This is a genomic window from Thalassolituus sp. (genome assembly GCF_034111725.1).
GTDB lineage: Bacteria > Pseudomonadota > Gammaproteobacteria > Pseudomonadales > Oceanobacteraceae > Thalassolituus.
On the sequence record NZ_JAWUWR010000087.1, the window covers coordinates 24,967 to 47,135 of the forward strand.

Consider the following 22,169-nt stretch of genomic DNA (forward strand, 5'->3'; position numbering starts at 1 on the left):
TTCCTACTGCATCACAAAATTAGTAAACAATACGGCTTCCACATCATCGGATTCTGCTTCACGCAACATAATCTGTGCGAGTTCAGTTTTTAGCGTTTCTTGTAACGCTAAACGTCCGGGAGCCGTACGCAGTTCATCAAACGGTTGAGCACTAATAATTCGAATCACTTCATTGCGAATCATAGGTTCGTGCAACGTCAAGGCATCCGCGACGGATTGATGACGCGTCATAATTTCGATGCTCACCTGTAAAAACCGCTGGCGAGTACCTACTTGAAAACTAATGACAAACTCTGGCTTCAAAATCACATACTGTGCGGGTTCCGCAGGCGCCTCTTCAACTACTTCAGCGACTGCCTCTCCGTCAGCTGCGGCTTCATCTTCCCCCCCAAACAAGAAGAACGCTGCAGCGCCACCACCGGCACCTAAAATAACCAGCACTAATACTATGATAAGAATCAGCTTTTTCTTACCACTCTTTGGAGGCTCTTCTGGCGCTGCACCACCTTCGAGTTTTAAATCCTGTTCCGCTGCCATATCACCTAATCTCCTGTCCTATAGTCAAAATAGCAAAGGTTGTGCCATGTATTTTCGTCAAAAATACGTCACGAACGATTGCCCGCTACTGTTAGTTTAGAAGGTTCTGGGTTAACTGCTGGGAATGGGGATAATCGACTTAGATAGGAACGACAAAATCTCATCCTAAAAAAACCCGAACATTCATCCTTGAGCTCGGGTAGACGTCATAAGACTAAGCAAGAGCATCCAGCCCTAAGTGGTAAATCGATTTACGCAAATGTATCGAGTAGGTTATTAGTTTCTCTAACAACAGGGCTATTCAGGTCTTCGCTGTCTTCGGTCGCTAACCATTCAGCTTCATTACCTGATGGGCCGTTACCGTCAGACTGACCTCCAGCATTTCCACCCGATGCTTGCTCACTAACATCAAACTGAGCGAGTGTTAGACCCTGCCCCTGCAAGGCATCGCGTAATCTATGGGAGTTTGCTTCCAAGACTTCTCTGACCTGATGATTCTGAGCATGCACTTGAACGCTTGCCTGATCGTGCATCACTTGTAATTTAATTTCTAAACTACCGAGCTCCGGCGGATCCAGCTGGATTCGAGCATGCTGAATATTGTCAGCCACCATAGTGGCAATACGAGCACCAAGTGCTCCGCCCCATTCGCGACGATCCTGGCCAAACTCCAAGCGTTCTCGCAGTTGTGTTTGCAAACGCTCACTCATTGATTTCAACTCAACGTCGGCTGATAACTCAACGTCAGAGGTAGCATCTGATGCTACTTCGCCGTCTAACACAGCTGCGGGTAACTGAGCATCATTTATCGCCGCGGCAAGAGCGCTCTGTTGTGTATTGATAGCGACGGGGGGTTGCGGCGACACCAAGGATGACATCGACGAGGTCCCAGCACTTAAGTACTCCCGTAAACGGCGATCCTCTTCTAATAAGGTTGGTGGCGAATAGCCGTCATCATTAATAGATTCTGCATCCACAGCAGCTTGATCTACTGCAATCGACTGTGCGTCGGCATTACGACCTTGCAACCGTTCTTTTAACGCAGTTTGACGCATGGCCGCTAAAGGGTCGGCTGATAAATTGGCCGGAGCCTGCTCAATAACGGTGGCCGTTGGTAATGCTGGTCCCGCAAAAAATAATGCAGCACCGACTCTACCGTCCGTTAGCTTCTCGTCACTTAACTCATTATCCAATGAATCGTCTAATACTCCATCATCAGAAAAAGCCGTGTCATTGAAAGAACTAGGTACATAGCGAATGGGCGGCGGCGTCTCGATTTGCATCATTAACAATTCGGCATCGCCCGTTACCCCTAAAGCCAAACCATCAGTATCGAGATTCATGTCAGTATCAATTGTTAACGGCAAATTCTGGCCGTCGGTTAATGCCGTTGGCAACGGATTTTTGCCGCTAAATAATGGACTTGTGCCATCAGCTAATAATCCATTAGTTAAGCCGTTGCCGCTTAACTGCGACATCAATGAGGCAAAGTCACCTTCGCCGTCTGTCAATAATGATGCGCCTTGTAGCCCTTGAGGCTGCAGGCCACCACCTAGTGACATCAGCAAACTGGCTAGTGGATTTGAAGGTGCGGTTGGGTTCATCCCGGTCTCCAGTGTGTCGAGGATATTCCTACTAACGCAAGGGACGGGCCAATATTAGATCGAGATTAAGAATGTAAGGCGAGAAGGTCGTGACGGACTTCTTTGTAAGTATTTTCAAGTAATTCAATAGAGGCTTGCAGCCCTTCCAGCTGACCGGTGTGGGCGGCATTTTCGATTATTTGAGCTATCGTTGCCAAACCCAGCGCACAGACATTGCTACTCGCGCCTTTAAAGCTATGAGTCGCCATGCGCAATGCTACGGCATCTTGGCTTTCATAAAGTGCCCGTATCGCCATGATGCGCTCGTCGGCATCACGGATATAAATATCAATTAAATCATCGAATTCATCTTCCATGATGTCTTGCAGGGTTTTAATCGCTTCAATATCTAGGGCATCCATATTCTCTTCTCCTTTACCTGCAGCGTTAAGATCCAGATTTATTTTGAGGCCACTGAATGACGGCCTCAACTATATTGCCCGAACCCTGAAATTGCAGCGATTCACAAATTTTTCCTAGCAAAGGAATTCCACGACCGCTATAAGTTCCCGATTGACTATCCGATAACTCAGAATTAATTGCACGATAGTCAAACCCAGCACCGCTATCAATCAGCCGTAAGGTTAATGTCCCGGAACGACCATTACCTGTGTGTTCCATTTCAACACGAATACTACCATCATCTAACTCATTCAAGCGCTGCTCGCGTAACCGGTAGTACTCCATAAAACCGTCAGCGGAACCTTTCAATTTTGAACTTAACCCTAATACACCGTGTTCGAAGGCATTTGAAAATAATTCCGCCATCACGGTATACAATTGCCCCCCCATAGCACGCAGCCCAGGTACCTCCATCATCACATGATTCATCAAGGGCACTGGATTGAAATACCGTAAACTTTGCGGACCTAATTCATAGATCATCTGCCAATCAATAGGCCCTGCAACCGGCCCTGCACTTTGTGCGACTTCCACCTCACTTGGTAACGTGTAATCCACCATACGTAATTCCAGCAAGGTAGTATCGTCATCTCTTTCCGCCTCGCCGACGTAAGCAGTAACCCGAGATAGAATTTCATCAAACACATCCTGCGGCTGATCTACATCGTCAAATATAGCGCGCAAGGCATCTTGACCAAATAATTCGCCCGCAGGATTGCGGGCCTCAATGATACCGTCCGACCACAGAAATAAACGATCACCATCAGTCATGGGTAAACGTGTCATGCTATCGCTAAATTTTTCGTTACTAAGTACGCCTAACGGTAAATGAGTCGATGAAAATGTTTCTACAATTTTACCGTCAGCGCGCAACAAATAACAATCCGGAACGCCTCCCATCCACACACTTACAGACTGACGATCGACGGCTAAATCAACACCCGCAGCGCAACAAAAAAAACCGACCGGTAAAATACCTTTCAACTTCAAATTGATTTCACGCATAACATCGGCTAAACCGAAACCCTTCGCCGTCATACCGTAAAATATTTCAGCTAACGGCATAGCACCAATGGCCGCAGGTAAACCGTGTCCAGTAAAATCACCGAGTAATACATGCATACCGCCATCAGGCTTACGAGCGGCAAGAACAACATCGCCATTAAATACCGCTAAAGGAGATAGCATATAACGAATATTCTGCGCACTTAGACAACCAGCATGAGCCACATTGTCATAAACTGCTTTGGCTACATGCTGTTCTTGCAGCATATGTTCGTTACTTTTGGCAATGGTGTCGCGCTGATTACGTACCGTTCGGTGCATATCGCACATACGATAAAAAGAATTAATTTTGGCTTGAAGAATTATGTGATTGTATGGCTTGCTAAGAAAATCGTCGCCTCCGCACTCCAAGCAATCCGCTAAGCTTTGAGCATCAGTCAGAGAAGTTAAGAAAATAACAGGAACAAAGTCCTCTCCTGCTATTTCCTTTATTTGGAGCGTTGCCTCTTTGCCGTTTATACCAGGCATCAACACATCCATCAAAATAATGTCTGGTTTATGCTCTAGATAGACGCTAACAGCTTCAGCACCATTTTTAGCCTCCAGCACTGTATTTCCTTGATTGCGGATAACTCGTGATAAAACCATTCGGTCAATGTCGTTATCATCAGCAATCAGTACTTTAATGGCGTCCATGTCAGAGACTTCTTATTGAATGGTGAATAATTGCTCGAAGTTGGAAATTGTCAGAATTTTACGTACATCGTCATTGCAGTTAGTTAGGCTAATATCCGCTTGATCACCGCCAGCATGGTCGCGTAACAACAACAACATACCTAATGCTGAGCTATCCAGATACGAAGTACCTGACAAATCGACAATGTAGCTGTTTACATTCGAATCACCATGCTCGTATGCATCGCGAAATTCTTGGTGGACACTAAAGTCAAAACGCCCGTGAACCTTTATCGTCAGCTCACGACCATTGCTGGCAAGAGAGGCACTCACTGTCATTATATTTACTCCAAAAGTTTCTTATCTTTACTAACTTAGGTTTAGCACAAAGATTCCATTTGTCATGCTTTCACTATCTTGTTTAGCAGGTGATCCGCAATTTTTGACAGTGGCAGAATAGTATCTACCGCGCCTAACTCGACCGCTACTTTTGGCATTCCCCACACGACACATGAGGCTTCATCTTGGGCTACGGTAATTGCACCATCGTCATGTAAACGCTTCATTGCTGCCGCGCCATCGGCACCCATACCGGTCAGCATTGCCACCACTAATTTACGTCCACCTATTAGTTCCCGTAATGAGTCGAACATTACTTCCACTGAAGGTTTATGCAGGTTTACATTAGGGCTGTCGTCAATAATACAAAAGAGTCGTTCACCCTGCTTGCGAAAACGCAGATGCCTACCCCCTTGAGCAATAATGATCCGGCTCGGTTTAACTTCGAGCCCTTCACTTGCTTCTAATATTTCCATTGGATACCGATTATTAAGTCGAGTACACAAGGATGCACTAAAGACAGCGGGAATATGTTGCGTTATCACCATGGCTGGACAATTACCGGGCAAACCTTCAATCAAGGTATTGATAGCTTCAGTACCACCCGTAGATGAACCAATTGCTACGATGCGCTTATACACGGCAGAATTGGAGCTAATCGGTGTCAAAACACGCGGTGGCAACTCACGCCGTACGTCTTTCGGTTGCACCCGTGCTTCGGCCGCAACACGAATTTTTTCAACCAACAGCTGGGCAAACTGGGTGAATTCCTCCGCATTACGTGCCTGCGGCTTGGCGATATAGTCAACTGCACCAACCTCCAATGCTGCGAGGGTTTCCGGTGCACCTGCAGCTGTTAGTGTCGACACCATAACAACTGGCATAGGCCGCAAACGCATGATATTGCGAAGAAACTGTAGCCCATCCATTTTGGGCATTTCCACGTCCAGAGTGAGCACATCAGGATTTAATTGCTTAATTTTATCTCTAGCGATAAAGGGATCATGAGCAACCCCTACGACTTCAATATCCGGGGTTCCATCAAATATTTCTTTTAACATCTGTCGAATTAATGCTGAATCATCAACAATCAATACTCGAATAGATTTACTCATAAATCCTCTCAGAATAGATCGATACTACCGGCGCCAGAATTAACTGCACTCGATTCTGCCACCGATTTCCGATATTCGTTCTCACGCTGCAACAAAGTATCGTTTTTAATCTGCGTGATCCGACGCATCTTCACTGCACCCGTATCCGGAAAATAGAGTATTTTTCGGGCATACACGTCACCAACATCGGCCACTGCTACTTTCAAGCCTTCGTTGGCTAAGTAATTATATACAAAAAGAATATTGCGTTGGCCGATGTCGGTAAGAGAGGCAATCATTTGGCCACCACCAAACAATTTAACTTCTAAATTTTCACGACGACCACCGCGTTTTAATATTTCATTAATCAGAAATTCCATGGCCCAATTACCATAACGAGACTCTTGCGTAACTGGGTTGCTCCCCCAATTTTCGGTAGAATGGTCATTCTGAATGGGCAACATGAAATGATTCATGCCACCGATGCCCAGTACTCGATCACGTATACATGCAGAAATACACGAGCCAAGCACTGTGACAATCATTTCTCCATGAGTTGAAACATAAAATTCTCCCGGAAGTATTTTCGCACTCCATACTTGATGCACATTATCCCAATAACGATTAACGTGTTCAAAACCTGGTAATGCTTTAGGTTGTTTTACCTTGAGCTGAATGGCCATAGACACCGTCACCGGATCTTTTTATAGATAGTATTGCCAATAGACTCGAACCGAGTAGAAATACCATTTAATGACTCCGAATGACCGATAAATAAGTAACCACCAACAGGTAGGAGATTAGCGTAGCGGTCAAATAAGGTACGCTGTGTTTCTCTATTAAAATAGATCACAACATTGCGGCAAAATATAATGTCGAATGGACCTTTTACCGGCCAATCTTCCAACAAATTTAATCGCTTAAAACACACCTTTTCTCGCAACGCATCCTTAACTCGAATAATCTTGCCGTCATGGCTATGTTTAAAGTAGCTTTGCTTTATATTGTCAGGTAATGACGAAATACTATCAGCGGGATAAATACCCTGACGGCCCTTTTCAACCACATTAGAATCGAGATCTGTTGCCAGAATCTTAATATCCCAATCACTAGGAAATGAGCTTTGCTTGAGCGTAATGGCGATAGAGTATGCCTCTTGACCAATCGAACACCCCGAAGACCAAATACGTACGCGCTTACGGCCTTGCTGTTTCAGTTTTGGGAAAGCTTCATGACGCAAATAGTCAAAGTGATGATTTTCGCGAAAGAAAGACGTCAAATTGGTCGTGAGAGCATTAACAAACTCTGTCGACTCCGACTGAAAATTGCTACGTAAATACGTTAGATAACTTTTAAAAGTCGTGATGCCCAATACACGTAGCCTGCGTGCAATTCGGGCATAGACCATATTGACTTTATGGTTCCCTAAAACAATTCCAGTATGGGTAAGTGCCAGCTCGGCAATCTCGTCAAAATCTTTTTGGGTCATCAGGAATTCCTGATCACCCCCTATATTCACGATATTTTCAGCTGTAGCCATAATGACTTAGAACTCTTCCCATTCGTCAGCACTGCTTTTAACCGATAAACCACCCTGTCCTGACGCTTTCGACTTAGGCGCTGCAGCCGATACTCGCGCAGCAGGGCTGTTGTTCATTGCCGGCATCGAGTTCATAGAGCCAACTTGGCCCATACCGGCCGCTGCATCAAGTGTAAAGAAGCCCATCATTTGCGTCATGCTCTGCGCTTGTTCCGACATAGCCTCGCCAGCAGCGGTTGCTTCTTCAACCAAGGCGGCGTTTTGCTGGGTCATTTCGTCCATTTGCGCAATGGCACTGTTGACTTGATCAATACCTGAGGATTGCTCCGTAGCAGCTGTACTAATCTCTTGAATCATAAGAGAAACGCGATCAACCGAATCGATAATTTCAGCTAATGTCTTACCCGATTCATTAACCAGTGATGTACCGGCATCGACCTTGTCCACACTATCGCGAATAAGATCCTTAATTTCCTTCGCTGCCGCAGCTGAACGCTGCGCAAGGTTACGAACTTCGACAGCAACAACCGCAAAACCACGACCTTGCTCGCCCGCCCTTGCAGCCTCTACTGCTGCGTTCAAGGCTAATAAGTTAGTCTGGAAGGCAATTTCATCAATCACCCCAATAATATCGGCGATTTTCTTGCTGGCGTGGTTAATTTCTTCCATGGCGGTCACTGCTTTACTAACGACTTGACCACCCTCTTGCGCTTTTTGACGGGCTGACGACGCCAACTCATTCGCGTGAACAGAGTTCTCACTGGTTTGTTTAACCGCACTGGTCATTTCTTCCATACTGGAAGCGGTTTCTTCCAAGCTCGACGCCTGAGATTCAGTACGCTTACTTAAATCAGCATTGCCTTGGGCTATTTCACTCGCACCCGTTGCAACCGTTCCTGCAGCTTCACGAATGCGGGTGATAATCTCAGTTAGACGATCTACGGTTGAGTTAGCATCCTGCTTCAATTTACCAAATGTGCCTTCGTAATTGGATTCAACTTTACGCGTTAAATTACCGTGGGCGAGTGCATCAAATACGCGAATAGTATCGTTAACCACATTTTCCGAAATACCCAATAAACGATTTAAGCCCTGGGCAAGATTCAAGAAGAAGCCTTCTTTTCCAGCTATTTCAAGCCTACGAGATAAATCCCCCGAGGCAGCAGCTTCGACAATATTATCAACTTCTTGCTCAGCCGATACTTCAGCAGTGCGATCTTTCCATTCCACAATGGTACCGATACGTTCACTTCTATCGTTCAAAATCGGATTAGCAATTAATCCGAAGGTGCGGCCACCCACTTTAATTTCGGTTGAATAAGTAGACTTCAATGCCGCGAGCATACCGCGCTGATGCGCAGGTTTTTTATGGAAGGTATCGATATTCGCGCCCATTAAACGACTGGCATCGAAACCAGGGATATCTTGGCGTAAATCACTCTGCGCATTACTCATCATATCTTTAACAGCATTATTCATGTACACGATATTGAGATCGCCATCGGCAATCATGGCATTCGTCGTTACCACATCCAATGCTTGCTTCACCCGAGCGTTCTCGTCTGCCGTTTGTTGCTCAAGTTTTTGACGGGCCAATTCGTCAGTCATATCAACCCACTCAACCACAGTGCCTATGCGGGTTCCATCGGTGCCAATCCAAGGCGTTGCTGTGAGCGAAAATGTGAGGCCAGATACTTTTAAATCCGTTTCGTAAGACTCTTTTAATTCACTCATCATCTGACGCTGATGACTGGGCTTTTTATGAAACTGATCAACCGAGCTTCCAATAAGCTTGTTCACATGGAAGTTCGGTAATTCTTTCTGAATATCTTTTTCGCGCCCATTTAAAACTTCACCGACGCGATCATTCATATAAACAATGTTCAAATCGTTATCAGCCAGCATTACACTCGCTTGGCACAGCTTAAGAGCGTTAGCAATATTGGCGTTTTTTTCATTCTCTCGGGCTTGATTTTTTTGCTTAGTAATGTCCGTTGCAAACTTAACAACCTTATACGGTTTTCCCGTCAAATCGAGAATAGGATTATAGCTTGCTTGAATCCAAATATTGTTGCCGCCTTTACCGATACGAAGATATTCATTACTATCGAATTCGCCACGATTTAAATTATCCCAGAATTGGCGATATTCGTTACTTGCTTTATAGTCGGCACTAACAAAAATACTATGATGTTTGCCTTGAACTTCATCAAGACGATACCCCATCACATTGAGGAAGTTATCATTTGCCGTCAAAACATTACCATTCATATCGAACTCAATCATGGCCTGACTTTTGTTCAACGCGTTGACTTTAGCTTCTAACTCGCGCATCGCTTCCTGCGTTCCGTTATTATTATCAGCGGAAAATAGGTTCTTTAAAAAACTCATAATAACAGCCCTTTCATTATCTTCGTTCAATCCGGCTTTGTTTAGAATCAGTAGTAAGCAACACCGGCAATGGATTTTAAGTTATGTTCTTTACTACTCAACAATATCTTGAATTGATTTTTTCACTTTTATGTTCAGCAAAATATCAACATCGAGCAAGATAACCATTTTGTCGTTCACATTGACCAAACCTTTAATAAAATCTGAGTTTTGGTCTTCTGTTAGCTCTGGTGGCTTACGCGTATCAGAGTCTGCGATGGTATAAACATCCGATACTGCATCAACCACAATGCCCATTACTCGATTACCGCTAGAACCTTCAAACTTCAAAATAATCACTACAGTCACAGGACTATAATCAACTTCTGGCAGCCCGAAACGCGCACGTAAATCCATGATAGGTACAATGGTTCCACGCAGGTTAATAACCCCGCGGATATATGGCGGAGCATTGGGAATAGTGGTTGACTCCTCCCAGCCGCGTATTTCTTGCACGGCCAAAATATCAACACCGTATTCTTCCCCCGACATAATGAAGGTTAAATACTGTTGCTCGTGCTGACCAACCAAGTCACGTTGATTTTTTTCTGCAACTGCTTCCATTATGCTATCCCTCAGGCTGCCCGCTCAGATTTGCGGTTGCGTTTTTTCATTTGGTCTAGCGTCTTTCCTAAACCAGAAATATCGATGATTAGAGCCACCGTACCATCACCTAAAATAGTAGCACCGGATACGCCCAATACTTTTTCGTAATTTTGTTCAAGACTCTTAATCACCACCTGCTGCTGACCCATTAAATCATCAACAACAACACCGATTTTTTCGTTGTCACCTTCAACGACGACCAACATTAATTCTTCTGGTTCTGGTTCATCTTTGCGTAAACCGAAAATTCCATCTAAGCGAAGTATCGGAATATATTCGTCGCGCAACTGCATAACATACTGGCTGCCAGTAATATGGCTTAACGAGCGACGATTGACTTGAATAGATTCAACGATAGATACCAAAGGAAATATGTAGGTTTCATCGCAAACCTTAACCAACTGACCATCAAGAATAGCTAATGTAAGTGGTAAACGAATAATAAATGTAGAACCTATACCACGCTGTGAACGTACCTCAATAGTGCCATTCAGAGCTGATATGTTGCGACGCACAACATCCATACCAACACCACGACCAGAAATATCACTAACAACATCAGCCGTGGAAAAACCTGGTAAAAATATGAGTTGGTGTATTTCTTCTGGCGTTAACACCTGACTTTCGAGCACCAAACCTTTTTGCTTAGCTTTATCAAGAATTCGTTGTTCATTTAAACCCGCACCATCATCGGCAACTTCGATAACGATATTGCCACCTTGATGAAATGCATTGAGCGTAATGGTGCCTTCTTCAGACTTACCATTTGCGATGCGTTGCTCAGTAGTTTCTAAGCCATGATCGAGAGAGTTACGCACTAGATGAACTAATGGATCACCTATTTTTTCCATGACAGTTTTATCTAGCTCGGTATTTTCACCCAAGGTAACTAAGTTAACTTTTTTGCTTAGCTGATTACCTAAATCGCGCACCAAGCGCGGGAACCGACTAAATGCAAAGCTGATCGGCATCATACGTATTTTCATCACGCTTTCTTGTAATTCACGGGTATTTTGTTCGAGTTGCGATAGACCTTCTTGTAGCTTAGCGAGGCGACTCATATCAAAATCTTGACCAAGCTGGCCCAACATGGATTGGGTAATAACAAGCTCGCCGACCATATTAATTAGGCTATCTACTTTATCGATAGAAACGCGAATAGAAGAGCTTTCGGCATTTTTCTGTGTTGCTTTCGGAGATGCAGGCTTAGCGGTATCACTCGCAACAGGTTCACTATCCGCGGCGACAATGGGATCCAAAACAATAGGAGAGGGTTTGGATTTTTGGGCCGATATTTCCTCTAGTACTGCCGACGAAGATTGCTCGCTAATGATTTCGTGATACTCGATATGACAGTCGTCTTCCACCCACTCAAATACCGCGCGAATATAGTCTATATTGGCTGGGGTATTAATGTGCAGTGTCCAGTAGATATAGCACTCTTCGGGATTAATACTGGTAAATTCTGGAAGATTTTCTAAATGCGCTTCAACATTCAAATACTCTTCGCCAACCACTTCTCGCAACTCGCGAAACATACGAAATGGCTCATTCCCCGTGCGCAACATATCAGTATGCGGGCGCATTTCAATACGCCATCCGATAAGTTCTGATTCCGCATTAACTCCGTCAGTAGCAATCTCTTCGCTTTTAGACGTGGGGGTTCCTGCATTCAATATTGCTTCAAAGGCCACTTTAATTTCGGCAGGACGTGCAGTTTCAGGCGCATTGCCAGCCTGCATTGCGCCGAGCATTTCTCTTAAACAATCGACTGACTGTAAAAATAGATCAATGTATTCTGATTCCATTGCGCGCTTGCCTGCGCGAATTTCATCTAATAGAGTTTCAACCACATGGGTAAATTCTGATACCGGCATAAAGCCGAACGTGCCAGCCCCACCCTTAATGGAGTGAGCCGCACGAAAGATTGTGTTGACGATCTCGTCATCCACCGTCTCCGGGCTCATGTCCACCAATTGGCTTTCCATGATATCGAGCCCTTCAAAGCTTTCTTCAAAAAAAACTTGGTGGAATTGCGATAAATCAACACTCATTTGAACTTACCCCAAAACGCGTTTGATGGTGCTTAGAAGCTGTTCAGGGTTGAACGGTTTCACAATCCAGCCAGTAGCTCCCGCCTGCTTACCCTGCATTTTCATGTCGCCGGCAGATTCTGTTGTTAACATCAACATGGGTGTGAACTTAAAGTCGTCCAGCTGGCGTAATTGCTGCACAAGTTCAATACCATTCATATTTGGCATATTGACGTCAGTCAGAACTAAATCGAATTTCTCTTTTTTTGCAATTGCCAAAGCTTCTACGCCATCTGATGCTTCTTTTACCTGATAACCAGCACCTTTTAGGGTGAAGGCCACCATCTGACGCATTGATGCAGAATCATCAACCGCTAGAATACTCGCCATATTAAAACTCCCGATTTACCGAAATTACTGAACTGAAGAAAGATTCAGTGCCGCTACAAGGCCTAAGTGCTTAGCGGTTGATAGCAACACATCATTAGCTTCATGCCAGTGAATGTCATTATCTGTAGTCGCTAAAGTCTGTCGTAGTGACAACACGAGCTGTAGGCCTGCAGTATCGCAATACTGTATGTCTGCTGCTCGTAACTCGACATCAGAGCCCTCCAGTAACGCCCTTTCCATAGCTGCATATAATTTTTCAACTGTATCGATACTTAGGCGTTCTCCGCATTCAATGGAGGTTGTTGTCGTCATCTGAGGTACTCTCAATTCAGTCCTAAAACTAAGACTAGACCGGAAAGTCAAAGGTGCTAGATAAACGCAAGAAAAAATGTGGGATTAACGTGACGTGGGGCGTATAGCCGCATTACGAGTAGCCCATTCATCGGCTTCGCGCTGCTGCTGGCGATCCTGCTCGTGATCAAACTCTTGCTCTAAGCGCTGCAGCAGTTGCTGCATCGCTTGTACTTTGCCGTGGGATTTGAGATAGGCGTCGCGTGCTCGTTCAGTTTGAGCACGTAAACGTTTGATTTGCTCTTGCTGCTGATTCAGGGCCGTTTCTATCTGACTGATAAAACCAAGCGTATTGTGGATCATACCCGCACTAATTTGGCCTCCGCTGGGGGTGGCAATCTGCTTTTGATAATCCGCTGCATATACGGTTAACTGCTGCTGTCGTTCCTCTTCAAGGCCCAACTTCTGTTGGCTATCGCCCCAGCGGCGCAGCGCTTCTTTCTCGTCCTTTTCCGCGAGTTCGAGAACAACAGCCAAGCGACGTGCGCGAGGATGCCGGTAACTCACCCGCGTTTATCCGGACTAGGGAATAATTCATTAAGTGCAGCCATACTTTCTTTAATACTGGAGCCTTCTTTTAGGCCCTGACGCAACATGGCTTTAATGCGCGGTAAACGCTCAATAGCCACATCGAGCACTTGGTCAGAACCAGGTTGATAAGCACCAACGCTAATAAGATCCTGATTTTGGCGATGATGCGACATTAATCGTTTACACAATTGCGCTTTTTGCAGCCAAGTATCATCGACGATTTGCGGCATTACTCGACTCACGGATGCCTCAACATCAATCGCCGGGTAATGCCCCTCCTCAGCTAATCGACGTGACAAAACAATATGACCATCAAGAATTGCCCGGCTAGCGTCAGCAATCGGATCTTGCATATCATCGCCTTCACTTAACACCGTATAAAATGCCGTAATAGAACCGCCACCTTCTTGGCCGTTACCGGTTCGTTCTACTAATTTAGGCAATTTATTAAATACCGATGGCGGATAACCTTTAGTGGCGGGAGGCTCACCAACCGCTAAGGCAATTTCACGCTGAGCTTGGGCATAGCGAGTGAGAGAATCCATTAGAAGTAATACGTTTTGGCCTTGATCGCGAAAAAACTCGGCAATAGAAGTACAATAAGCCGCTGCCCGTAAACGCATTAAGGGTGAGTCGTCAGCGGGAGATGCGACAACAACCGCGCGAGTGAGACCTTCAGGTCCGAGAATTTCATCAATAAATTCTTTTACTTCGCGACCACGCTCACCGATCAAACCAACAACAATGACATCAGCCGTTGTAAAGCGTGTCATCATACCCAACAGCACACTTTTACCCACACCACTGCCGGCGAATAAACCAATGCGCTGTCCACGCCCTACGGTTAACAACGAATTAATGGCGCGAATACCAACGTCCAAAGGTTCTCGAATAGGTGCCCGATGCAGTGGATTAATTGGGCGACCTTGTAAATGTCCGTGTTCAATATCAACCAGCGGACCTTTACTATCCAACGGGCGTCCAGCCCCATCTAGAACTCGCCCCAACAAGGAAAACCCGACCGGTACGTCCGCAGCGCCATTAAGCGGCCAAACTTTAGTGCCAGGACGAAGACCATCCACTTGTTCGATGGGCATTAGGAATACGCGCTGATCGTCAAAGCCGACAACCTCAGCTTCAATATCACCACCCTGTTGTCGCTCGACCCGACAACGGTCACCCACACGAACATCTAAGCCAACGGCTTCTAGGGTTAAACCCACCATGCGAATTAAGCGTCCGGCAGTGCGCGGATGATAAAGAGCTTCAGGGCGAATATTGCTCCAGCGATCACTTAGGCTCATCGTTAAACTCCGATGATGGTGATAGCGGATTATTTGGCTGAAGTTCGTCCGATGACGTGTCTTCTGTTTGGCTAGGATCTATTGCCGATGAATCTAAATCTGCTAAATCCGCATCTGCTAAATCCGCATCTGCTGAATTAATATCCTCTGAAATATCAGTAGCCAAGATTTCATCATCAGGCTCTGCAACCATAGAGTCATTGGATTCGTCATACGATGGAAAATCACTCGCATGGGTCAACATACGAGTAGTGATATCAATTAATTGCTGCTGCATGTGTTCACTTACGCTGTATTCAATCAACGAGTGCTCTGATTCAACGCGACAATCGCCAGCAGCTAAGCTGGAATCGACATCAAATGCTAACGTGCGGCCGATTTTATCAAGTGCCGTTTTTAATAAAGCGGCATCTTTAGTGGACACCACAACGCGACCATTTTTTTCACCACTCGGTAACGCTGCTAAAGCCGTGTTCACATAATTAAGGATCGATTGAGCACCAATGCTTAATTCATGCTGCAAAACATGTTGAGTCATCATTGCTATCATTCCCGCCAGTACATCAGGTAATTCCCGATCACGCAGGGTAACCTCTGCCCGCAATGTCCCAACTAACTTAGCAACACGTGCAGCCTCGGCTTCAACCGCAACTCGGCCTGCTTCACGACCGGCTTTTTCGCCCACCAGCAAACCATCTTTTTGACCAGTAACAAAACCCTCGGCATGGCCTTTTTCTAAGCCCTCGGCACGACCCTCTTCTAACCCTTGATTCACACCCTGTTGGCGACCTTCAACTAAGCCTTGTTCAAGACCTGCGTTGTAGGCTTCACGGCGAATCAGTTCGACTTCTTCAGCCGTTGGATAATGATGACGCTCCCCGGCTTCAGCTTCGGCTTTGAGGTTCTCTTCTACTTCAGCTTCTGCCGCTTCGCTTTTTTCGCGCTCCACGACATAAGCCGGTGGCTCCGTCCAAAAAGGTAGGCGCCACGGCTTAGCATGATCTGCTTTATCAGCCGGAATCGGCGCATCGCGCTTAGTGTCGGTCATATTACATCATGGCCTCGCCACCGCCGCCCAAGACAATCTCACCTGCGTCTGCCAAGCGGCGAGCAATAGTAAGAATTTCTTTCTGTGACGCTTCAACTTCACTCACTTTAACTGGGCCTTTCGCTTCCAAATCATCACGCAGCAATTCGGCAGCGCGCTTCGACATGTTCTTGAAGATTTTTTCTTGCACCAGAGGATCCGCACCTTTCAACGCCACAACCAAAAGATCGGTCGATACTTCGCGCATCAAAGCCTGAATGCCACGGTCGTCGACATCCACCAAGTTGTCGAATACGAACATAAGATCTTGAATTTGAGTACCCAAATCTTCGTCCACTTCTTTGATTTGTTCGAGCAATTCCGCAGCAATGGTACTGTCCACAAAGTTGACGATACTCGCCGCCACTTTGACACCCCCCATACTGGTTGTTTGCGAACCCGCCTTGCCTGAAAATTGACGTTCTAGAATATCGTTCAATTCTTGCAACGCCGCAGGTTGCACTGCTTCTAATGCTGCTACCCGCATAATGATATCTAGACACACTTTTTCGTCGAAATTCGATAGAATTTCAGCCGATTGATCGGCATCTAAATACGAAACTACAATCGCCTGAATTTGCGGATGTTCATGACGAATTAAATCAGCAACTTGGCGTGACTCCATCCATTTTAATGAATCAAGTCCGGTGGTATTACCACCGAGTAAAATACGATCAATTAATGCACCGGCTTTATCGTTACCAAGAGCCTGTGTCAGCATATTGCGAATATAGTCATCCGAGCCCAAACCCATGCCCGTTTGGCCGCTCACCGCATCTAAAAATTCAGAGACCACACCTTCGACTTGGCCTTGATTAATATTTTTCAAGGTCGCCATTGCCGTACCCACACGTTGCACCTCTTTCGGCCCCATGTGTTTCAGAATTTCAGCAGCGTCTTTCTCACCCAATGTCATGAGCAAAATAGCAGCGCGCTCAACACGGCTTAAACTCGCTAGTGCATTTTCGGGCATCGTATTCTCAGCCATTGTTTTCGTTCACCCATCCAATAACCACTTGAGCAACACGCGCAGGATCTTCGGCAATTAGACCTTTCAGTGCATCTAACTGACGCTCATAGCTTTCTGATGCGCCTGGTAATAAATATTCATCCATACCAGCCAGTGTTACACGATCATCATCCAATCCCGCTTCGGCATCTTCTAAATCATCCAATAGGCTAGATTCATCGTCACGACCTCTGCTTGCAATGCTTTTAATCGTTGGGCGGATCACACCAAAAATCAGTACAAGTATAAATAGACCCGCCAAGACTTGTTTCATGATTTCCCAGAACCAAGGCTGTGTCCAAAAATCTGGATCACCCAGCGATGTTTCACCCTTGCCCATAAATGGCGAATTAATCACGTTAACACTATCGCCGCGTGCAGCATTAAAGCCTACCGTATCTTTAACTAACACTTCTAAGCGCTGCAGATCCGCATCGGTCCATGACTGAAGTACCACATCGCCATCTGCATTCATTATTTCTCGATCATTCACCACAACCGCAACGGTTAAACGCTGAATACGACCAACCTGACTTTGTTTGTAGCTCAACGTCCGATCCACTTCATAATTGCGCGTAGCTTCTGAGCGACGCTTACCTGTTACGCCTGCATTACCAGCACCTGTGCCTAATGCTTGCTCTGGTGCCGTGGCCGCGGCAGGAGGTTGATTCGACAATGCGCCTGGAATTCCGCCAGCATCTTTTCCACCATTTGATTCATCAACCAATTGCTCACTGCGTAACGCAATTAAATCTGGATTAAATAACTCTTCGCTTTGTTCCTGAATAGTAAAATCAATATCGGCAGATACTTCTGCTTTATAATTAGCCTCACCTAACACAGGCTTAAGAATATTATTAACCGCCTGAGTAAGGGTTTCTTCAACCTTCTCTGAATATTCAAGCTGTCGGGTTGCCATCATCTCACCGGTATCTTCTGGCGCAACTTTGGACAGTAAATTACCCTTTTGATCAACAATAGAGACGTCTGCGCGATCCATTTCACTTACCGACGACGCCACCAAATTCATAATGGCTTCAACCTGATCGCGCGATAAATCACTACCCGGATATAACTCTAAAAACACCGATGCTCTCGGTTTACGTTGATCGCGCACGAAAACAGATTGTTTTGGCAGTGCTAAATGCACACGAGCATTACGAACACTTTTGACACTGGCAATTGTACGCGCCAACTCACCCTCAAGACCGCGGCGATAACGCGCATTTTCAATAAACTGACTCGTACCTAACGTACTATCTTTTTCTAATACTTCTAGTCCAACTGTTTTGTCATCAATTAAGCTCGCTGCCGCAAGCTTCATGCGCGCTTCATGCAGATCACTGGCTTGCACCATTAATATCTGCGTTACTGGATCAATTTGAAAAGGAATATCTTCGCGCTGCAATACCTCGACAATGTCTTGAGCATTGTGATCTTGCATGCGGTGAATAAGCGGTTTGAAAGTGGGTTCGCGTGACCAAATAAAAATAGCCACCACCAAGGCAATCACTAATGCGATACCACCGATAACGGCGGCTTGGCGGACAATATTTAATTTTCCGAAACCCGCCATGAGCGGATGAGAATCACTGCGAGTTTCTGTAGATGCTGAGGTTGTCGCTGCTTCCGTGCCGCTAGTACTTTCAGCGCCTACTCCTGCCATCGCTTGTGCTGGTACATTATCCATACATCAACCCATTAAACCGGCATATTCATGACGTCTTTATACGCTTCGACCAGTTTATTACGAACCTGGGTCATCGCTTGAAAAGACACGCTGGATTTTTGTAACGCAATCATGACTTCTGGTAAGTCAATGGATGCGTCCCCCTGCTCAAAACGGGTGGCCAAGCTTCCAGCGACTTTTTGATTTTCGTTGACGTTATCAATCGCGTTTTTAAACATAGTCTGAAAATCAGGAACCGTATTATCGCCACTGACTTTCATGCTATCGGCATTAACGCGATTCACATCACCGATACTTTGTGGACGAGCCACTGAGTCGGAGCGCAGCAGGCCTTCAACCCCACGACTGGCCGGTGCTGAATTAATAGACTGTTCGAGCTGCGTGCGCAGCGTATCTTTTACCTGACGCATCTGCATTAAAACGGAACTGACATCGACACGATCAATCATACTGCACCCCTCGTTGCCACCCTGACTGCTGTGAGTTCATGATGGCGTATCATTATTTTTTGACACTTTTCGGCAGTTTTCATGCCCTTTATTCTGACGTTGCAACTTGCTTGCCAGAATTAAGGGCGAAGGGAGGGAAAGGAGGAAAGTTTAAAAAGAAGACACCATAGATTCGACATCAACACCTTCATCGCGCAAGCGCGCAACCTTGTAACGCAGGGTTCTTGGGCTAATACCCAAACGATCAGCAGCGCCCTTGCGACTAGGCTCTTCTTTTAGTGCCTTGACAATAAGTTCTACTTCTCGAGTACGTAAATCGCTACCCAACTCGCCCTCCTCCGCCGGTAAAACGACGCTGGCAGGCATCTCATGCTGACGGTTTTTCGGCACCGGAGTCAGAATCAAATCGTTCGGGTGTAGTTGCGGCCCCGTTTGCATAATCAAGGCTCGCTGAATGGTATTATCTAATTCACGAACGTTACCCGGCCAGCTATGTGCGAGTACTTTCTGTTCAGCTTCTGGCAACATTTTTGGCACTGGACGCTTCATTTTACCGGCATGGTGAGTCAGTAAGCGTTTAGCTAAAGGAATGATATCTTCACGACGCTCACGCAGCGGTAACCAATTCAATGGGAATACGCTAAGGCGATAATATAAATCTTCACGGAAATTGCCTTCCGCCACGTAGTCCGCTAAATCTCGGTTCGTCGTCGCTAAAATACGTACGTCCAAATCCAGCGTTTTCTTACCACCTAAACGTTCGACCTGCCGCTCTTGAATAACGCGTAGCAACTTGGCTTGCAGGCTTAAATCCATTTCGGTAATTTCATCCAGCAATAACGTGCCACCTTCAGCCTGTTCAAATTTACCCGGCATAGCATTGTACGCTCCGGTAAATGCGCCTTTTTCATAACCAAATAGCATAGCTTCCAACATATTTTCTGGAATAGCTGCACAGTTAATAGCAATAAAAGGTTGATGCTTACGACTCGATTGCTGATGAATATAACGAGCAAGCACTTCTTTACCTGTACCGCTCTCACCACTGATCAATACTGTCGAATCGGTTTGCGCCACACGCTGGGCCATCTGAAACAATTGCTGCGAAGACGCGGCTTCGCATACCGGTTCAGACTCATCGACTTCAACCGACACATCTTGAGTAAAGGGCTTTAACAAGGCGTCCAATTCACGTAATTCAAACGGCTTCATCAGATAGTCGTTCGCCCCGCGTTGCATTGCCTTAACCGCCTGACCAACATCGCCATAAGCCGTCATCAATAATACCGGCAACCAAGGATGCTGAGCCTTTATCTGATCCAGCAATTCTAAGCCATCCATCCCTGGCATATTGATATCCGACAGCACCAAATCCAATGTATGGCTGCGTAGAATTGCCATTGCCTCAATGCCATTCGGAGCTTCAAAAACTTCATAACCCTTTAACATTAAGGTATCGACAATCGCTTCGCGCAAGCGCGGATCATCTTCTACAACCAGTAAACGCATGATCATTTCCTCCAGTAAAATCGACCGCTAATTAGTTACCCACTAGCGGTAAAAATAGTTCTGCTGAAACACCGCCCATCGGGCTATCCGCCAACAAAAAATCACCGTGGTGCGCACGCACCACCGCTTGAACAACTGCCAAACCCAACCCAGTACCATTGCTCTTCGTGGTGAAAAATGGCTCCATCATGCGGGCTTTTTGCTGCGGTTCTAAGCCGGGGCCGTTATCCATAATTTGAATACGAGCGCGTCCATCTTGAGCTTCTGTTAATACAATTCGGATGCGAATCGGGTGTTCACAAGATTCCAACGCATTATTAATTAAATTCATCATGCTGCTGATTAAGGCATCGCGGTTGCAGATAAAAGATGTGCCTTCAATGCGGTTATCGACAATACACTCAGCGCGATATTGGCTAAGAGGAACTTCCATCGCCGCAGTAACGCCCGCCATTAATTCGGCAAACGTCACCTCATCATTCAATGGCGCTTCACCCCGTGCAAAAATCAACATATCGCGCACTTGGCTTTCCAGATGATGCAAACGCTCTTGCAGCTTGCCTGCGAACTTTAAGCGATGGGGAGCGGGTAAATCGTTGGAGGCTAGATGCCCTGCATACAAGGTCGCAGCGGCGAGCGGCGTGCGAATTTGATGAGCTAATGACGCGACCATTTTACCCATGGCGGATAAGCGCTCATGCTGGCTCAACTGGGCTTGTAGGGCACGGGTTTCCGTCATATCGGTTAATAAAATTAACTGACCACGTTCGTTAACCATCGCCGTTGTACGTAAGCTAACGCGGCGACCATCCACCAATGAAATTTCGTGGCCATCGTCGCGGCGCGGTTTAAAACAACGTTGGATAATCACGCGCCAGCGCTGCCCAACCAAAGTATCAGCGCCAGAAGCAGCGAGTAGTAATTCATTTGCACCAGCATTACTCTGCACGACGAAGCCATTTTCATCGAGCAACAAAACACCCGCAGGCAGCATCTGCAATAGGCTTTCAAGACGATCAGCTAAGCGTTCTTTTTCCGCTAGTTCCTGCATCCGCTGAGCTGACACTGTGGCGAGTTCACCGCTGAGTTGCTCAACCTTATTTTCGAGAAATGCATAGGAATCCGTTAGCTGCTGCGACATCTCATTAAACATATGAAATGCGCGCTTTAGCTCAGCCGGGTCCATTTGTGGAGCAACAGGGACGACATTCGTCTCCTGATGACTCAATGCTGCATTTGCCATAACACCCTCAAGAGCGCCGGTAATCCGACGTCAAAAACACACTTTATAGGGTTAGAGCAATTAGCGTGCCCGCATGACAGTTAATTGGCTTTTTTATATAAAAATTGAGACGGAAAGCAGGCGGAATGGCGTTGTTTCTGCAATAGCGGTATCGCGACTACGAACAAAAAGCGTTCGTTGAGTCGCTCCTACGAGACGGCACCCTAAACTAGAACCTGCAGATGAATTGAAATCGGTAGATGAATTGAAATCGGTAGATGAATTGAATCGGTAGGAGGTACTCAGGGAGCGAAGCGAGCAGT

21 protein-coding genes are annotated in these 22,169 nt (G+C 46.0%); all 21 read right to left on the reverse strand.

The window, feature by feature from the left end:
• Nucleotides 1-3 precede the first annotated feature (3 nt).
• Nucleotides 4-537 carry a flagellar basal body-associated FliL family protein gene (gene fliL, locus UXZ23_RS15280; RefSeq protein ID WP_320821401.1) on the reverse strand — a complete coding sequence of 178 codons (534 nt, stop codon included), beginning with the start codon at nt 535-537 and terminating at the stop codon, nt 4-6.
• Between the two features lie 251 nt (nt 538-788).
• Nucleotides 789-2,141, reverse strand: coding sequence for a flagellar hook-length control protein FliK (locus UXZ23_RS15285; protein ID WP_320821402.1), 1,353 nt, complete (start codon nt 2,139-2,141; stop codon nt 789-791).
• Nucleotides 2,142-2,206: 65 nt separating this feature from the next.
• Nucleotides 2,207-2,542 carry an Hpt domain-containing protein gene (locus UXZ23_RS15290; RefSeq protein ID WP_320821403.1) on the reverse strand — a complete coding sequence of 112 codons (336 nt, stop codon included), beginning with the start codon at nt 2,540-2,542 and terminating at the stop codon, nt 2,207-2,209.
• A gap of 25 nt (nt 2,543-2,567) precedes the next feature.
• A complete protein-coding gene (locus UXZ23_RS15295; RefSeq protein WP_320821404.1) occupies nt 2,568-4,283 on the reverse strand; it encodes a SpoIIE family protein phosphatase in 1,716 nt (571 codons plus the stop codon).
• A gap of 12 nt (nt 4,284-4,295) precedes the next feature.
• On the reverse strand, nt 4,296-4,601 hold the full coding sequence (locus UXZ23_RS15300) for an STAS domain-containing protein (RefSeq protein WP_320821405.1): 306 nt from the start codon (nt 4,599-4,601) through the stop codon (nt 4,296-4,298).
• A gap of 62 nt (nt 4,602-4,663) precedes the next feature.
• Nucleotides 4,664-5,716 (reverse strand): chemotaxis response regulator protein-glutamate methylesterase, encoded by a 1,053-nt coding sequence (locus tag UXZ23_RS15305; protein WP_320821406.1) that lies wholly within the window; start codon nt 5,714-5,716, stop codon nt 4,664-4,666.
• Between the two features lie 8 nt (nt 5,717-5,724).
• Nucleotides 5,725-6,378, reverse strand: a complete 654-nt coding sequence (gene cheD, locus UXZ23_RS15310; protein ID WP_320821407.1) for a chemoreceptor glutamine deamidase CheD — start codon at nt 6,376-6,378, stop codon at nt 5,725-5,727.
• Between the two features lie 8 nt (nt 6,379-6,386).
• The gene (locus tag UXZ23_RS15315) at nt 6,387-7,184 is read right to left on the reverse strand and encodes a protein-glutamate O-methyltransferase (protein WP_320821408.1); all 798 of its coding nucleotides are present in this window, start codon (nt 7,182-7,184) and stop codon (nt 6,387-6,389) included.
• 57 nt (nt 7,185-7,241) lie between these two features.
• A complete protein-coding gene (locus UXZ23_RS15320) occupies nt 7,242-9,626 on the reverse strand; it encodes a methyl-accepting chemotaxis protein (RefSeq protein WP_320821409.1) in 2,385 nt (794 codons plus the stop codon).
• Between the two features lie 93 nt (nt 9,627-9,719).
• Complete coding sequence (locus tag UXZ23_RS15325; protein ID WP_320821410.1) at nt 9,720-10,229, reverse strand: chemotaxis protein CheW; 510 nt, start codon at nt 10,227-10,229, stop codon at nt 9,720-9,722.
• Between the two features lie 11 nt (nt 10,230-10,240).
• Nucleotides 10,241-12,325, reverse strand: a complete 2,085-nt coding sequence (locus UXZ23_RS15330) for a chemotaxis protein CheA (protein WP_320821411.1) — start codon at nt 12,323-12,325, stop codon at nt 10,241-10,243.
• A 6-nt stretch (nt 12,326-12,331) separates the two neighbouring features.
• Nucleotides 12,332-12,694 (reverse strand): response regulator, encoded by a 363-nt coding sequence (locus UXZ23_RS15335; RefSeq protein WP_320821412.1) that lies wholly within the window; start codon nt 12,692-12,694, stop codon nt 12,332-12,334.
• A gap of 24 nt (nt 12,695-12,718) precedes the next feature.
• Nucleotides 12,719-13,006: an STAS domain-containing protein gene (locus tag UXZ23_RS15340; RefSeq protein WP_320821413.1), complete on the reverse strand. Its 288-nt coding sequence runs from the start codon at nt 13,004-13,006 to the stop codon at nt 12,719-12,721.
• A gap of 84 nt (nt 13,007-13,090) precedes the next feature.
• Nucleotides 13,091-13,552, reverse strand: coding sequence for a flagellar export protein FliJ (fliJ, locus tag UXZ23_RS15345; protein ID WP_320821414.1), 462 nt, complete (start codon nt 13,550-13,552; stop codon nt 13,091-13,093).
• Complete coding sequence (gene fliI / locus UXZ23_RS15350) at nt 13,549-14,880, reverse strand: flagellar protein export ATPase FliI (RefSeq protein ID WP_320821415.1); 1,332 nt, start codon at nt 14,878-14,880, stop codon at nt 13,549-13,551. The genes fliJ and fliI overlap by 4 nt, the downstream gene beginning before the upstream one ends.
• Complete coding sequence (locus UXZ23_RS15355; RefSeq protein ID WP_320821416.1) at nt 14,867-15,928, reverse strand: FliH/SctL family protein; 1,062 nt, start codon at nt 15,926-15,928, stop codon at nt 14,867-14,869. Before UXZ23_RS15355 ends, fliI begins: the two co-directional genes overlap by 14 nt.
• Before the next feature lies 1 nt (nt 15,929).
• Nucleotides 15,930-16,940, reverse strand: a complete 1,011-nt coding sequence (fliG, locus tag UXZ23_RS15360) for a flagellar motor switch protein FliG (protein WP_320821427.1) — start codon at nt 16,938-16,940, stop codon at nt 15,930-15,932.
• A gap of 7 nt (nt 16,941-16,947) precedes the next feature.
• The gene (gene fliF / locus UXZ23_RS15365) at nt 16,948-18,666 is read right to left on the reverse strand and encodes a flagellar basal-body MS-ring/collar protein FliF (RefSeq protein WP_320821417.1); all 1,719 of its coding nucleotides are present in this window, start codon (nt 18,664-18,666) and stop codon (nt 16,948-16,950) included.
• Nucleotides 18,667-18,677: 11 nt separating this feature from the next.
• Nucleotides 18,678-19,115: a flagellar hook-basal body complex protein FliE gene (gene fliE / locus UXZ23_RS15370; protein WP_320821418.1), complete on the reverse strand. Its 438-nt coding sequence runs from the start codon at nt 19,113-19,115 to the stop codon at nt 18,678-18,680.
• Between the two features lie 150 nt (nt 19,116-19,265).
• Nucleotides 19,266-20,624, reverse strand: a complete 1,359-nt coding sequence (locus tag UXZ23_RS15375; RefSeq protein ID WP_320821419.1) for a sigma-54 dependent transcriptional regulator — start codon at nt 20,622-20,624, stop codon at nt 19,266-19,268.
• Between the two features lie 31 nt (nt 20,625-20,655).
• Entirely contained in the window at nt 20,656-21,867 is a 1,212-nt protein-coding gene (locus tag UXZ23_RS15380) for a sensor histidine kinase (RefSeq protein ID WP_320821420.1), read from the reverse strand.
• Nucleotides 21,868-22,169: the final 302 nt, after the last annotated feature.